Source organism: Ramlibacter humi, from assembly GCF_004681975.1.
GTDB lineage: Bacteria > Pseudomonadota > Gammaproteobacteria > Burkholderiales > Burkholderiaceae_C > Ramlibacter > Ramlibacter humi.
Genome location: NZ_SMLK01000001.1, coordinates 1,120,138 through 1,132,556 on the forward strand (window position 1 = coordinate 1,120,138; position 12,419 = coordinate 1,132,556).

Here is a 12,419-nt window from a genome sequence, read left to right on the forward strand (position 1 = left end):
CCGACAGGCGCCAGCGGCTGGGCTCGGGGAATTCTTTCACGGGCGCCACTGTAGCCGGGCCGGGCTTCGGAGCGCTCCTACAGGGTCAAGCCTCGCGGGCCGACATGCGCCCGCCACACGCCGCGCTGCAATGGTTCCGTTGCACGAAAGACGCGGAGGCATCCATGAAGGATTTCGAGCTGAGCCGGGACATGCTGAACATGCGCGGGCAGTTCTACCCCACCGGCCACATCGTGGCCATGTTCCCCGGCGAGGCCGCGGCGCGCGCCGCGGCCAGGGCGCTGGTGGACGGCGGCGTCGAGGACGGCGACATCAGCCTGATCACGCCGGAAGCGATGATGCGCGACATCGTGCGGACGGTCGGCACCGCCGACGTGCCGCTGCCCTCGGCCGGCACCGAATCGGACACGGTGCGCCGGTTCTCCGAACTGGCCGCGCAGGGCCACTGGGCCCTGCTGATCCACGCGCCCGACAGCGCCGACAGCGACCGCGTGATGGCGGCGCTGAAGGACCACCGGCCTTCGCACGCGCAGAGGTACCGCATGCTGGTGATCGAGGACCTGGCCTGACGCTCAGGGCGAGGCGGACGCCTGGTCCGCCCGGAACGGGCTGGTGTACCGAGAGTCCTGCGACAGCACCGGATCGCTGAGCGTCTTGAGGAAGGCCACCAGCGCCGCCTTGTCTTCGTCCGGGAGATTGGGCCGCAGCGGCGTGCCATCCGTGTCGCGCAGGCGGTTGTCCAGCGCGGGGCCGTCCTTCACACCGGTGCTGTAGTGCTCCACCACCTCCTCCAGCGACGAGAAGCGCCCGTCGTGCATGAAGGCGCCGGAGCGCGCGACGTTCTTCAGTGACGGCGACTTGAAGCGGCGCGTCTCGCCGGCGTCCAGGCCGTTGCTGCCGCCCGCCAGCGCGAACGTCGGCGGCTTGTGGCAGGCCGCGCAGTTCTGGCCGCCGTCGGCGCGCCCCGCCATGAAGAGCTGCCGGCCGCGGTTCTCCTGGTCGGTGAAGCCGGACAGCGGCAGGTTGATGCCCTGGTCGGGCAGCGAGGCATCGAAGACTTGCGCGAACGCGGTGTCCCATCGGCTGTTGGCGGAGACGATGGATCGCAGGAACTGCGCCAGCGCCGACTGCATGCGCGCCTCCGTGATCTCGGGATCGCCGAAAGCGCGGCTGAACAGCTCGGGGTAGTACGGCAGGCCCTGCATGCGCTGCACCAGCGCCGGGATGCCGCCGTGCGTGGCATCGAAGCCCATCTCGACAGGATGAGCGATGGGCATGGTGCTTTGGGCTTCCAGCGAAGCCGCGCGGCGGTCCCAGAACATCGAGCCGGCCTGGAAGAACCGCAGGTTCGCCAGCCGCATCGCGTGCGCGGTGGTCGGGCCGCCATCGAAGCCGCTGGAGAAGCGCGGCGCATCGGCGAAGTCGCCCTTGACGTCATGGCACGAGGCGCAGGACACGCGGCCATTGAAGCTGAGCTGCTTGTCGTGGAACAGGACGCGGCCCAGCGTCGAGGCCACCGCGGAAGGCTGCGTGCCGGCCGGCGTGTTGTCGCTGGCCTGCGTGCCCGCGTAGTGCGCGGGCAGCTGCGCCGTGAAGTCCGGCAGCGCCTGCATGTCCACGTTGATGAACTGCTGAGCCTGGGGCGACAGAGGTGCGGACGGCGGCGTGCCGCCTCCTCCGCCCCCACCGCCGCCGCAAGCCCCCAGGAGCACCGCTGCCGCACAGGCCGCCACGCGCAGCCCGCCTTCGATCTTCTTCATGTTCTGCCTCCACGAAAGTACGTGGGGCGATTCTTCGCAGCGACTGTGGAGCGAATATGCAGGGACGGCGCAGGCGCCGTCCACGCTGCGGCCGGGCTCAGCGGGGGCGGCCCTCGCCTTCGAACCGGTAGCCCATGCCGTACACGGACGCGATGGGCGCCGCGCCGGGCCGCACTTCGGCCAGCTTGCGGCGCAGGTTCTTCACGTGGCTGTCCACCGTGCGGATGCGCGTCTCGCGCGGCCCCACCGCCTCGCCTTCGGCCAGGTCCTCGCGCGTGAACACCTGCCCGGGCCGCGACAGCAGCTTGCGCAGCACGAAGTACTCGCGCGGCGTCAGCGGCAGCCAGCGGTCGTCCCAGCCGATGCGGCGGCCGGGGTCGTCCACGCGAAAACCACCTTCCACCGGCGGTGCCGCCAGGCGGCCCTCGGCGCGCCGCAGCAGCGCCTTGATGCGCGCCGACAGCTCGCGCGGGCTGAACGGCTTGCAGACGTAGTCGTCGGCGCCGGCTTCCAGGCCCAGCGTGCGGTCGAACTCGTCGGCCCGCGCGCTGGCCATGATGATGGGCACGTCGGAGAAGCGCCGCAGCTGGCGGCACACCTCCAGGCCGTCCACGCCCGGCAGCGTGGCATCCAGCAGCACCAGCGCCGGCGGCGCGCGCCGCACCTCCGGCTCGACCTGCAGGCCGTTCATGAGGATGTCGGTGCCGTAGCCCTGCTCGCGCAGGTGCGTGGACAACAGCGCGCCCAGGCGCGCGTCGTCTTCGACGATCAAGATTCTTCTTTGCATTCTTGTTGGCGGCGGCCCTGCGCTCTGGCGGCGCATGAGCCTGGATCGAACGAGCCCGACAAGATGCACGAAGCCCGCCGGTTTGGCGGGCTTCGAGGGGTGAGAGTAGTGAGCTTTTGCAGCTCGGCAGGAACCCTGCGGGCTCAGCCCATGTGCAGGCCGCCGTTCACCGAGAAATCGGCGCCGGTGGAGTAGCCGCTTTCCTCGCCCGCCAGCCACGCGATGATGGAAGCGATCTCGCTGGGCTCGCCCAGGCGCTTGACGGGGATGGTGCCCACGATCTTGTCCAGCACGTCCTGGCGGATGGCGCGAACCATGTCGGTGCCGATGTAGCCCGGGCTCACGGTGTTGACCGTCACGCCCTTGTTGGCCAGCTCCTGGGCCAGCGCCATCGTGAAGCCGTGCATGCCGGCCTTGGCCGCCGAGTAGTTGGTCTGGCCGGCCTGGCCCTTCTCGCCGTTCACGGACGAGATGTTGATGATGCGGCCCCAGCCCTTTTCCACCATGTCGCCCACCACCTGCTTGGTGACGTTGAACATGGAGTTGAGGTTGGTCTCGATCACCGCGTCCCAGTCCTCGCGCGTCATCTTCAGGAACATGCGGTCGCGCGTGATGCCGGCGTTGTTCACCAGCACGTCGACGGTGCCGTGCTCGGCCTTGGCCTTGCTGAACGCATCGACCGTGGAGTTCCAGTCGCCCACATTGCCGACGGAGGCGTGGAACGTGAAGCCCTTGGCCTTCTGCTCGTCCAGCCACTTGGCGTAGTCGCGCGTCGGGCCGCAGCCCGCGATGACCTTGAAGCCTTCCTTGTGCAGGCGCTGGCAGATGGCGGTGCCGATGCCGCCCATGCCGCCGGTGACGTATGCGACTTTCTGAGCCATGGTGGGTATCTCCTTTGTCTGTTGTGTCGTTGCCTGGACCACTCTAGGCCGTCAGGCCAGTTCGACCGCGAGGGAAACCCCCATGCCGCCGCCGATGCACAGGGCGGCCAGCCCCTTCTTCGCCTCGCGCCGCTTCATCTCGTGCAGCAGCGTCACCAGGATGCGCGCACCCGACGCACCGATGGGGTGCCCGATGGCGATGGCGCCGCCGTTGACGTTGACCTTGGCGGGGTCGATGCCCAGTTCCTTGTTCACCGCGCAGGCCTGCGCCGCGAAGGCTTCGTTCAGCTCGAACAGGTTCACGTCCTGCACGTTCCAGCCCGCGCGCTGCAGCGCATTGCGCGAAGCAGGAACCGGGCCCATGCCCATGGTGGCGGGATCCAGGCCGCTGGTGCCGAAACCGGCGATGCGCGCCAGCGGCTTCAGGCCCAGCGCGGCGGCCTTCTTCGCCGACATGACCACCACCGCGGCGGCGCCGTCGTTGATGCCCGAGGCGTTGCCGGCGGTCACGCTGCCGGCCTTGTCGAACGCGGGCTTCAGGCCGGCCAGCGCTTCGGCATTGGTCTTCTTGTTGATGAACTCGTCCTGCGCGAAGACGACCGGATCGCCCTTCTTCTGCGGGATGTTCACGGGCACGATCTCATCCTTGAACTTGCCGGATTCCTGCGCCGCGGCCGCCTTCTGCTGGCTGGCCAGCGCCAGCGCGTCCTGCGAAGCGCGGTCGATGCCGTACTGCTTGGCCACGTTCTCGGCGGTGATGCCCATGTGGTACTGGTTGTAGACGTCCCACAGGCCGTCGACGATCATCGAGTCGATCATCTTCCAGTCGCCCATGCGCTGGCCGTCGCGCGAGTTCATCAGCACGTGCGGCGCGGCGCTCATGTTCTCCTGGCCGCCGGCGACGACGATCTCGCTGTCGCCCCAGGCGATGGCCTGCGCGGCCAGCATCACGGCCTTCAGGCCCGAGCCGCACACGGCGTTGATGGTGAGGCCCGGCACTTCCTTGGGCAGGCCCGCCTTCAGCGAAGCCTGTCGAGCCGGGTTCTGCCCCGCGCCCGCGGCCAGCACCTGGCCCATGATGACTTCGCCCACCTGCGCGGGATCGACCTTCGCGCGAGCCAGCGCTTCCCTGATGGCGATGGAGCCCAGCTCGGTGGCCGGGATCCTGGCGAGCGAGCCGCCGAACTTGCCGACCGCCGTGCGGGCCGCGGAAACGATGACGATGTCTTCCATGCTGGGGCTCCTGAAGTGTTGAGGATGAATGCGGGTCAGGCCTTGGCCTTGACGTAGCGCCCGGGCGCCGGTTCGATGGCCGTGAACGCCGTGCCCTTGCCGTAGCGCCTGGGCGCGGCCACCTGCTTGCCGGCATGCGGCTTGAGCCAGGCGGCCCAGTCGGTCCACCAGCTGCCGGGGTGCTCGGTCGCGCCCGCCAGCCACTCCGGCTGGGTCTTGGGCAGCTTGTCGTTGGTCCAGTACGAGCGCTTCTTCTTCACGGGCGGGTTGATCACGCCGGCGATATGGCCGGACGCGCCCATGACGAAGCGCTTCTTGCCCGGCAGCAGGTTGACGGTGGCGTAGGCGCCGCCGATGGGCACGATGTGGTCCTCGCGCGAGCCGTACACGTACACCGGCAGGTCCACCTTGCGCAGGTCCACCTTCTCGCCGCACACCACGGCCTTGCCGGGCTTGGCCAGGTTGTTCTCGAAGTAGGTGTTGCGCAGGTACCAGGCGTACATGGGGCCCGGCAGGTTGGTGGAATCGCTGTTCCAGTACAGCAGGTCGAAGGGCGGCGGCGTCTCGCCCTTCAGGTAGTTGCCCACGACGTAGTTCCACACCAGGTCGTTGGGGCGCAGGAAGCTGAAGGTGGACGCCAGTTCCTGCCCCTTGAGCAGGCCGCCCTTGCCCATCTGCATCTCGCGGAACTTGACGAAGTTCTCGTCGATGAACAGGTCCAGCACGCCGGTCTCGCTGAAGTCCAGCAGCGTGGTGAGGAAGGTGGCGCAAGCCAGCGGCTTTTCGCCGCGCGCGGCCAGCACCGCCAGCGCGGTGCCCAGGATGGTGCCGCCGACGCAGAAGCCCAGCGCGTTGATCTGCTTGGCACCGGTGATCTCGCGCGTGGCCTCGATCGCCTGCAGCGCGCCTTCCTCGACGTAGTCGTCCCAGGTCTTGTCTTCCAGCGACGCGTCGGGGTTGCGCCAGCTGACGACGAAGGTGCGGTGGCCCTGGTCCACCAGGTACTTCACCAGCGAGTTCTCCGGCTGCAGGTCCAGGATGTAGAACTTGTTGATGCAGGGCGGCACGACGAGGAAGGGACGCTCGTACACCTTGGCCGTCGTGGGCTTGTATTCGATCAGCTGGAACAGCTCGTTCTCGAACACCACCGCGCCTTCGGTGGTGGCCACGTTGCGGCCGACTTCGAATTGGCTTTCGTCGGTCATAGAGACGTGGCCCTGCTGGATGTCGGCCAGCAGGTTCTGCATGCCCCTGGCGATGCTTTCGCCGCGCGTTTCCAGCGCCTTCTTCTGCGCTTCGGCGTTCAGCGCGAGGAAGTTGCTGGGCGCCGTGGCGGCCATCCACTGCTCCACCGCGAAGCGCAGGCGCGCCTTGGTCTTGGCATCGGTGTCGGCCGCTTCCACCAGGCCCAGCAGCGTGCGGCCATTGAGCAGGTAAGCGGCGGCGCTGAACGCGGCGACGGGATTGGTGCCCCAGGCTTCGGAAGCGAAGCGCTTGTCGCCCGCGGCGGCACCGGCGATGCCGTGGTTCCACAGCTCGGCGGCTTCCTTGAGGTAAGCCTGCTGCACGGCCGCCAGCTTGTCGGGCGCGAACGTGATGGCGGCCAGCGGGTTGGACGGCAACTGGTGCAGGCCTTCGAAACCGGCCAGCGGCTTGCCGCCAGCGAACGCCTGCATCGCTTTCTGCCAGCCGTCGCTCAGGTTCTGCTGGAACTGATGGGCCGCGGCGGACCAATCCGCTTCAGAATGCATGCTTGTCTCCTGTTGTTGTGGTCCCAGGCTGTATCCCTAGGGTTATCACCAAGTATTCCATGGATCATGTTGCACTGCAACATTTCCACTCGCACCCATGTACCTGGTCGTCATTGCCTGGCTCTACGTCGCACTCATGATGGCGGTGGCGGAAGCCACCAACAGCAACGGCTCCGTGCTCGGTGCCATCTTCACTTTCCTGCTGTATGGCGCCGGCCCCGTGGCTTTGGTGGTGTACATCATGCGCACCCCCGCCCGCAAGCAGGCGATGCGCGAGCGCGCGGCCGCAGCTGAACAGCAGGCGCAAGCGGCCCGCGATTCAGGCGAGCCAGGCGGCGGCGGCGAAACGTCCGCTGACCCGGTCGCGCCGGTGCGAAAAGAACCTTGAGGGGTTGGAGACGGTGCACCAATCGGCGCCGCCGTCGTTGCCGTGGACCTGCTCGATGCCGATCGCGGCAAGACGGTCGCGCGTGAGCCGCGGCAGGTTCGCGAGCCACTTGCCTGGCGAGTGTGGCTGGAAGCGGCCGGCCACGGCGGCTTCGGCGCCGAACGCCTGCCGCACGTCGTCGCCGACTTCGAAAGCGGCCGGGCCGATGCACGGCCCCAGCCACACGAGCGTTCGCTCGAGCGCTTCGGCTTTCGTCACGCCGAGGCTCTGCGCGAAGGCATTCCACGCGGCTTCGATCACGCCACCGGCCAGGCCGCGCCAGCCCGCATGCGCGGCCGCGACGCTTTGCCCTTCGCGGTCCGCGAACAGGATGGGCAGGCAGTCCGCCACCATGATCGTGCAGGCGACACCGCGCTCGCGCGTCCAGCATGCGTCGGCGGAAGTCGCGTCGGGCGTGGCGGCTTTCAGTTCGACGACGCCCGTGCCATGCACCTGCTGCAGGAACACCGGCCGCGACTGCAGTCGCGCCGCGAAGCGCGCACGGTTCTCGCGGACCGCGGCCGCGTCGTCGCCGACGTGGTCGCCAAGGTTCAGGCTTTCATACGGTCCCTGCGACACGCCGCCCGCGCGCAGCGAGCACAGCGCGCGCACGTTGGGCGGCGCCGGCCAATCGGGCGTGAGCCAACTTTCCTGCATCAGGGCTCGTTGTCGGGGCAGTTGGAAGGCTGGGCCTTCTGGAATGCCGGATGCTTCATGCAGGCATCGAACGCGGCCATGGTGCGGTCCATGCCGCTGAAGTCCACGTTGAACCGCTTGCCGTTGAAGATCTGCGGCACCAGGCAGCAGTCGGCCAGCGTGGGCGTGTCGCCGTAGCAGTACGTGCCTTGCGGCAGCTGCGACAGTTCGCGCTCGAAGGCCAGCAGGCCATCGCGCACCCAGTGGCGATACCAGGTGTTCTTGGCTTCCTCGTCCACCTTCATCTCGCGCACCAGGTACTTCAGCACGCGCAGGTTGTTCAGCGGGTGGATCTCGCACGCGATCGACTGCGCGAGCGAGCGCACGTGCGCGCGGCCGAGCGCGTCCTTCGGCAGCAGCGCCGGCTCGGGATGCGTCTCGTCCAGGTACTCGATGATGGCCATGGACTGCGCGAGCCGTTCGCCGCCGTCCAGCTCCAGCATCGGCACCAGCCCGTTGGCCGATTTCGCCGCGAACTCGCCCTGCTTGTGCTCGCCCTTCACCAGGTGCACCGGGACGTACTCGTACGACAGGCCCTTGAGTTCCAGCGCGATGCGCACGCGGAACGACGCCGAGGAGCGGAAGTAGTTGTGCAGCTTCATGCGCGCGAGCATAGCCGCACGCGCGGCTAGTGCGAGCCGAGCAGCCAGCGGCCGGCGGCAACGGTGGCCGCACCCGCCACGGCGGCCGCGAGGTCGCTGCCGGTGAGCTTCATCACCACGCCGACCACGACCAGTCCCGCGAGCTCGGGCGGACGGCCCGCCGCGATCGAAGGCGCGACGATGCCTGTCATCACGCCGATGGGCATCGCGCGCAGCGCCGACTCCAGCCGCGGCGTGATCTGCAGCCAGCCCATGAGCAGGTAGCCGGCGACGCGGCAGGCATACGAAGCCAGCGCCATGCCGAGCAGCGCGAGATAGAACGTCACGTCACCGTCCATGGCGCAACGCTCCCGCAATGCCGGCGGCCAGGCCCGCCAGCACGATGGTCCAGCCGCTGGGCGCCAGCAGCTGCAGCGGCAATGCCACCGCGACCGCGCAGGCCAGCGGCGCCCAATCGGCCTTGCCGCGCCACAGCGAAATGCCGATGGCCGCGGCGAACGCCGGCAGCATGAAGTCGAGTCCCCATGCGCGCGGATCCGGCATCCTGCTGGCGAGCAACTGCCCCACCAGCGTGCCGCCGATCCATGGGAGGAAGCCCGCCAGCCCCGACCCGAAGATGAAGCCGGCGTCGCGGTAGCCCGCCGCGTGCTCGCGCATCGCCAGCGCCCAGCTGCCGTCGCCCAGCACGAAGAGCGACGCATAGGCGTGGCGCCGCTGCGCCTGCGACAGCCACGGCTGGATGGATGCGCCATACAGCACGTAGCGCGCATTGATCGCGAGGATGGTGACGATCAGCGGCAGCACGGACGCCTCGCTGCTCCACACTTGCAGCGCGGCCAGCTGCGCGCTGCCCGAATACACGAACACGCTCATCAGCACAGCCTGCAGCCACGAGAGGCCGCGCTCGCCGGCCAGTGCACCGAACACCAGTGCATAAAGCGCGACGCCAGGCGCCAGCGGCTGCGCGAGCAGGAAGCCGCGCCAGACGCCCTCGCGCGTGAACGTGACCGGCGCTGAGCTCACTCGCCGACCACCAGGCGGATGGCCGGCATCACGCGCTCGGTCTCGCTGCGCCACTCCAGCGCGTGGCGCAGGTCCATCTGCGTCACCTCGATGCGCTCCACGGCCAGCGCCCGCGCGCCCTCGCCCCGCTTCATCGCGTCCTGCTCCAGGGTGGATTGCATCGGCAGCATGGCCGACGCCGGTGCGAACGGCAGCGCATTGTTCCTGATCAGGTCTGGCCGTGCCCGCTGACCAGCTTGGTCAGCAGGCCCACCAGCTGCTGTTGCTCCGTCGCCGACAGCGGTCCCAGGATGCGCTTCTGCGCGCGGGCCACGCGGCGCTTCATCGCCAGCGCGGCGGCTTCGCCTTCCCGGGTCACCCACAGCAGCTTGCGGCGCCGGTCAGCCGCGTCGGGCTCGCGCCGGACCCACCCCTTCGCTTCCAGCCGGCCGATGACCGAGCCGAACGTGGCCGCGTCGAACGCGACATGCGCGGCCAGCGTGACCTGGTCCTCGCCCGGCACGTCCATCAGCGCGTTCAGGATGGCGAACTGCACCGGCGTGACGTCCTGCCCATCGGTCTCTTCCATGAAGATGGCCACGGCCACCTGGTGCGCGCGCCGGATCAGGTGGCCGGGCGCCTGCTGGAAGTCGAAGCTCTTGGGCATGCGGCGAGTGTAGCGATCACCCGCGTTGCCCGGGCCCGAATTGATATGTATGCTTAGCATCTGATGGCCTCTTCACTCCCTCCCGTGATCATCGCCGGCGGCGGCATCGGCGGCCTGGCGGCCGCGTACGTGCTGGGCCGCCAGGGCCGCCCGGTCACCGTGCTGGAGCAGTCCGCCGCCTTCGGCGAGATCGGCGCCGGCATCCAGCTGGGCCCCAACATCTTCCGGATGTTCGAGTACCTCGGCCTCACCGCCGCGGTGAACCAGGTCGCGTACTTCCCGCCCGGCCTGGGCATGAACGACGTGCGCACCGGCGAAAAGGTGGTGCGCGTCGCGCTCGGGCCCACGGCCATCGCGGCTTACGGCTTTCCCTACGGCGTGATCTACCGCGCCGACCTGCACCAGGTGTTCCTCGATGCCGTGAAGTCCCTGCCCAGCGTGACGCTGCGCACCTCGGCCAAGGTGGAATCCTTCGAGCAGGACGGCAGCGGCGTGCGCGTGAAGCTGGCCGGTGGGGAAGTCATCGCCGGTGCCGCGCTGATCGGCGCGGACGGCCTATGGAGCCGCGTTCGCGAAGCGGTGGTCGGCGACGGCAAGCCGCGCGTGTCGGGCCACATCGCCTACCGCGCGGTGCTCAAGCGCGGGGACGTGCCCCGGCACCTGTGGCACGACGACGTGGTGCTGTGGGGCGGGGAGAAGACGCACCTGGTGCACTACCCGCTGCGCCGCGGCGAGCTGTTCAACCTGGTCGCCGTCTTCCACAGCAACAAATACGACGAAGGCTGGAACACCTTCGGCGACACGGCCGAACTCACGGAGCGTTTCGCCGAGGCCGTGCCGCAGGTGCGCGAGCTGCTCGGCAAGATCGAGACCTGGAAGATGTGGGTGCTGTGTGACCGCGAGCCGGTCGCCAACTGGACGCAGGGGCGCGTCACCTTGCTGGGCGACGCGGCGCACCCGATGCTGCAGTACCTGGCGCAGGGCGCCGGCCAGGCGATCGAGGACGCGGTGGTGCTGGGCGAGGCGCTGCAGCACGCAGGAGGCGGCGACTTCGGGCAGGCTTTCCAGCTGTACCAGCGCGCGCGCTACCTGCGCACCGGCCGCGTGCAGCTCACCGCGCGCTTCTACGGCGACATCTACCATGCCGGCGGCGTCACGCGCGAACTGCGCAACCGCCTGTTCCAGAGCGGCCAGGAATCGGCCGGCTTCGCGGGCCTCAAATGGATGTACGACGGCATCGACCCAAAGCGGCTGTTCGCATGAGCGCGCGCACGATCACCGAGCCCGCGCGGCAGACACCCGTCTACGGTGAGTACGACGTGGTCGTGCTGGGCGGCGGCCCCTCCGGGATGGCGGCGGCAGTGTCGGCCGCAAAGGCGGGCCGTTCCACCCTTCTGGTCGAGCGCTACGGTTTCCTCGGCGGCATGGGCACGGCGGCCGGCGTCACCAACTTCTGCGGGCTGCACGCCAACGTGCATGGCGACATCCGGCGCGTGGTGCACGGCGTGGCCACCGAACTGCTGGAGCGCATCGACCGCCTGGGCGGCCTCAACACGCCGCATGCGCTGTTCGGCAAGACCGTCGCGCAGGCGTACGACACGGCGGCGTACAAGGTCGCGGCCGACCAGCTGATGCAGTCGGCTGGTGTGCACCTGTTCTTCCATGCGCTGGCGGCGGGCGCCGTCATGGATTCGCAGCGCCGCGTCGGCGCCCTGCTGGTGGAGACCAAGTCCGGACGGCGAGCCATCCTGGGCCGCACGTTCATCGATGCTTCCGGTGACGGTGATTTGGCCGCGTGGGCAGGCGCGTCGTTCGAGAAAGGCGACGGTGCGGGCAGCTTCCTCTATCCCTCGACGATGTTCCGCATCAACGGCATCGACCCGCAGCGCGCGGGCTCGGCGTGGGAAGTGATCCCCAAGCTGATGCAGCAGGCCGAGGCCGAAGGCCGCTGGCGCTTCCCGCGCAAAACCCCCATCGTGCGGCCGCAGAAGAGCGGCATCGAATGGCGCGTGAACCTCACGCAGTTGGCCAACGCCGAAGGCAACGCCATCGACGGCACGGATGCGGACGAGCTCACGCAAGCCGAACTCCTGGGCCGGAAGCAGATCGCCGACGTGGCCGGCTTCCTGCGCGAGGTTCCGGGCTTCGAGCGCTCGTACATCGTGGACATCGCGCCGCAAGTGGGCATCCGCGAGACGCGCCGCGTGAACGGCCTGTACCAGCTGACCGAGCGTGACGTGCTCGACTGCGCCAGCTTCGACGACACCGTCGGCGTGAACGGCTGGCCGCTGGAGCTGCACAAGAAAGGCGACGTGGAATTCCGCTGGCCGAAGATCCCCGAAAGCCGCGGTTTCAACCACCTGCCCTACCGCATGACCGTGCCGCCCGGCTTCGACAACCTGTGGGTGGCCGGCCGCTGCGCGTCGATGACGCATGAAGCGCAATCCGCCGCCCGCGTCACCGGTGCCTGCTTCGTCATGGGCGAAGCCGCCGGCGCCGCCGCGCACCTGGCCTTGCAGGCCGGCGTGGCCGCGGAGAAAGTGGACGTGCGCCAACTGCAGGCCCGGCTGGAGGCGCAAGGCGCCTGGCTGGGCCGCGAAGACTGAAACGAAG

15 protein-coding genes are annotated in these 12,419 nt (G+C 68.9%); 4 read left to right on the forward strand and 11 right to left on the reverse strand.

Translation table 11 applies throughout. From position 1 onward, the window contains the following. Positions 1-164: 164 nt before the first annotated feature. On the forward strand, positions 165-569 hold the full coding sequence (locus tag EZ216_RS05140; protein ID WP_135248482.1) for a hypothetical protein: 405 nt from the start codon (positions 165-167) through the stop codon (positions 567-569). A 3-nt stretch (positions 570-572) separates the two neighbouring features. Here EZ216_RS05140 and EZ216_RS05145 read toward each other — a convergent pair whose 3' ends face one another. From EZ216_RS05145 to EZ216_RS05165, 5 genes are all read right to left on the reverse strand, one after another. Next, complete coding sequence (locus EZ216_RS05145) at positions 573-1,760, reverse strand: cytochrome-c peroxidase (protein ID WP_135248483.1); 1,188 nt, start codon at positions 1,758-1,760, stop codon at positions 573-575. A 97-nt stretch (positions 1,761-1,857) separates the two neighbouring features. Beyond that, a complete protein-coding gene (locus tag EZ216_RS05150; RefSeq protein WP_239024272.1) occupies positions 1,858-2,532 on the reverse strand; it encodes a response regulator in 675 nt (224 codons plus the stop codon). 158 nt (positions 2,533-2,690) lie between these two features. After that, positions 2,691-3,428 (reverse strand): acetoacetyl-CoA reductase, encoded by a 738-nt coding sequence (gene phbB / locus EZ216_RS05155; RefSeq protein WP_135248485.1) that lies wholly within the window; start codon positions 3,426-3,428, stop codon positions 2,691-2,693. Between the two features lie 51 nt (positions 3,429-3,479). Further along, entirely contained in the window at positions 3,480-4,661 is a 1,182-nt protein-coding gene (locus EZ216_RS05160) for an acetyl-CoA C-acetyltransferase (RefSeq protein WP_135248486.1), read from the reverse strand. A gap of 35 nt (positions 4,662-4,696) precedes the next feature. After that, on the reverse strand, positions 4,697-6,412 hold the full coding sequence (locus EZ216_RS05165; protein ID WP_135248487.1) for a PHA/PHB synthase family protein: 1,716 nt from the start codon (positions 6,410-6,412) through the stop codon (positions 4,697-4,699). 97 nt (positions 6,413-6,509) lie between these two features. Between EZ216_RS05165 and EZ216_RS05170 the strand changes: the two genes are divergently transcribed. Continuing rightward, positions 6,510-6,800: a hypothetical protein gene (locus EZ216_RS05170; protein ID WP_135248488.1), complete on the forward strand. Its 291-nt coding sequence runs from the start codon at positions 6,510-6,512 to the stop codon at positions 6,798-6,800. Here EZ216_RS05170 and pgeF read toward each other — a convergent pair. Genes pgeF through EZ216_RS05200 form a run of 6 tightly spaced genes read right to left on the reverse strand, consistent with a single transcriptional unit; the run spans position 6,732 to position 9,806 of the window. Then, on the reverse strand, positions 6,732-7,496 hold the full coding sequence (gene pgeF, locus EZ216_RS05175) for a peptidoglycan editing factor PgeF (RefSeq protein ID WP_135248489.1): 765 nt from the start codon (positions 7,494-7,496) through the stop codon (positions 6,732-6,734). The two genes, EZ216_RS05170 and pgeF, sit on opposite strands and share 69 nt — an antisense overlap. Continuing rightward, positions 7,496-8,137 (reverse strand): maleylacetoacetate isomerase, encoded by a 642-nt coding sequence (maiA, locus tag EZ216_RS05180; RefSeq protein WP_135248490.1) that lies wholly within the window; start codon positions 8,135-8,137, stop codon positions 7,496-7,498. Before maiA ends, pgeF begins: the two co-directional genes overlap by 1 nt. A gap of 26 nt (positions 8,138-8,163) precedes the next feature. Then, positions 8,164-8,475 carry an AzlD family protein gene (locus EZ216_RS05185; protein WP_135248491.1) on the reverse strand — a complete coding sequence of 104 codons (312 nt, stop codon included), beginning with the start codon at positions 8,473-8,475 and terminating at the stop codon, positions 8,164-8,166. Beyond that, the gene (locus EZ216_RS05190) at positions 8,465-9,160 is read right to left on the reverse strand and encodes an AzlC family ABC transporter permease (protein WP_135248492.1); all 696 of its coding nucleotides are present in this window, start codon (positions 9,158-9,160) and stop codon (positions 8,465-8,467) included. The genes EZ216_RS05185 and EZ216_RS05190 overlap by 11 nt, the downstream gene beginning before the upstream one ends. Next, positions 9,157-9,321 carry a hypothetical protein gene (locus EZ216_RS05195; protein WP_205959618.1) on the reverse strand — a complete coding sequence of 55 codons (165 nt, stop codon included), beginning with the start codon at positions 9,319-9,321 and terminating at the stop codon, positions 9,157-9,159. The genes EZ216_RS05190 and EZ216_RS05195 overlap by 4 nt, the downstream gene beginning before the upstream one ends. A 47-nt stretch (positions 9,322-9,368) precedes the next feature. Continuing rightward, complete coding sequence (locus EZ216_RS05200; RefSeq protein ID WP_135248493.1) at positions 9,369-9,806, reverse strand: MarR family winged helix-turn-helix transcriptional regulator; 438 nt, start codon at positions 9,804-9,806, stop codon at positions 9,369-9,371. A 63-nt stretch (positions 9,807-9,869) separates the two neighbouring features. On the opposite strand from EZ216_RS05200, the gene EZ216_RS05205 reads away from it, so the two are divergent. Next, the gene (locus EZ216_RS05205; protein WP_135248494.1) at positions 9,870-11,069 is read left to right on the forward strand and encodes a 3-hydroxybenzoate 6-monooxygenase; all 1,200 of its coding nucleotides are present in this window, start codon (positions 9,870-9,872) and stop codon (positions 11,067-11,069) included. Continuing rightward, positions 11,066-12,412 (forward strand): FAD-dependent oxidoreductase, encoded by a 1,347-nt coding sequence (locus EZ216_RS05210; protein WP_135248495.1) that lies wholly within the window; start codon positions 11,066-11,068, stop codon positions 12,410-12,412. Before EZ216_RS05205 ends, EZ216_RS05210 begins: the two co-directional genes overlap by 4 nt. Positions 12,413-12,419 lie beyond the last annotated feature (7 nt).

Bases quoted from the DNA above. Each gene is read 5' to 3' on its own strand.
- phbB (WP_135248485.1), bottom strand. From the start codon at position 3,428: ATGGCTCAGAAAGTCGCATACGTCACCGGCGGCATGGGCGGCATCGGC.
- EZ216_RS05205 (WP_135248494.1), top strand. From the start codon at position 9,870: ATGGCCTCTTCACTCCCTCCCGTGATCATCGCCGGCGGCGGCATCGGC.
- EZ216_RS05170 (WP_135248488.1), top strand. From the start codon at position 6,510: ATGTACCTGGTCGTCATTGCCTGGCTCTACGTCGCACTCATGATGGCG.
- EZ216_RS05185 (WP_135248491.1), bottom strand. From the start codon at position 8,475: ATGGACGGTGACGTGACGTTCTATCTCGCGCTGCTCGGCATGGCGCTG.
- EZ216_RS05160 (WP_135248486.1), bottom strand. From the start codon at position 4,661: ATGGAAGACATCGTCATCGTTTCCGCGGCCCGCACGGCGGTCGGCAAG.
- EZ216_RS05195 (WP_205959618.1), bottom strand. From the start codon at position 9,321: ATGCAATCCACCCTGGAGCAGGACGCGATGAAGCGGGGCGAGGGCGCG.
- EZ216_RS05145 (WP_135248483.1), bottom strand. From the start codon at position 1,760: ATGAAGAAGATCGAAGGCGGGCTGCGCGTGGCGGCCTGTGCGGCAGCG.
- pgeF (WP_135248489.1), bottom strand. From the start codon at position 7,496: ATGCAGGAAAGTTGGCTCACGCCCGATTGGCCGGCGCCGCCCAACGTG.
- EZ216_RS05165 (WP_135248487.1), bottom strand. From the start codon at position 6,412: ATGCATTCTGAAGCGGATTGGTCCGCCGCGGCCCATCAGTTCCAGCAG.
- EZ216_RS05200 (WP_135248493.1), bottom strand. From the start codon at position 9,806: ATGCCCAAGAGCTTCGACTTCCAGCAGGCGCCCGGCCACCTGATCCGG.
- EZ216_RS05210 (WP_135248495.1), top strand. From the start codon at position 11,066: ATGAGCGCGCGCACGATCACCGAGCCCGCGCGGCAGACACCCGTCTAC.
- maiA (WP_135248490.1), bottom strand. From the start codon at position 8,137: ATGAAGCTGCACAACTACTTCCGCTCCTCGGCGTCGTTCCGCGTGCGC.
- EZ216_RS05140 (WP_135248482.1), top strand. From the start codon at position 165: ATGAAGGATTTCGAGCTGAGCCGGGACATGCTGAACATGCGCGGGCAG.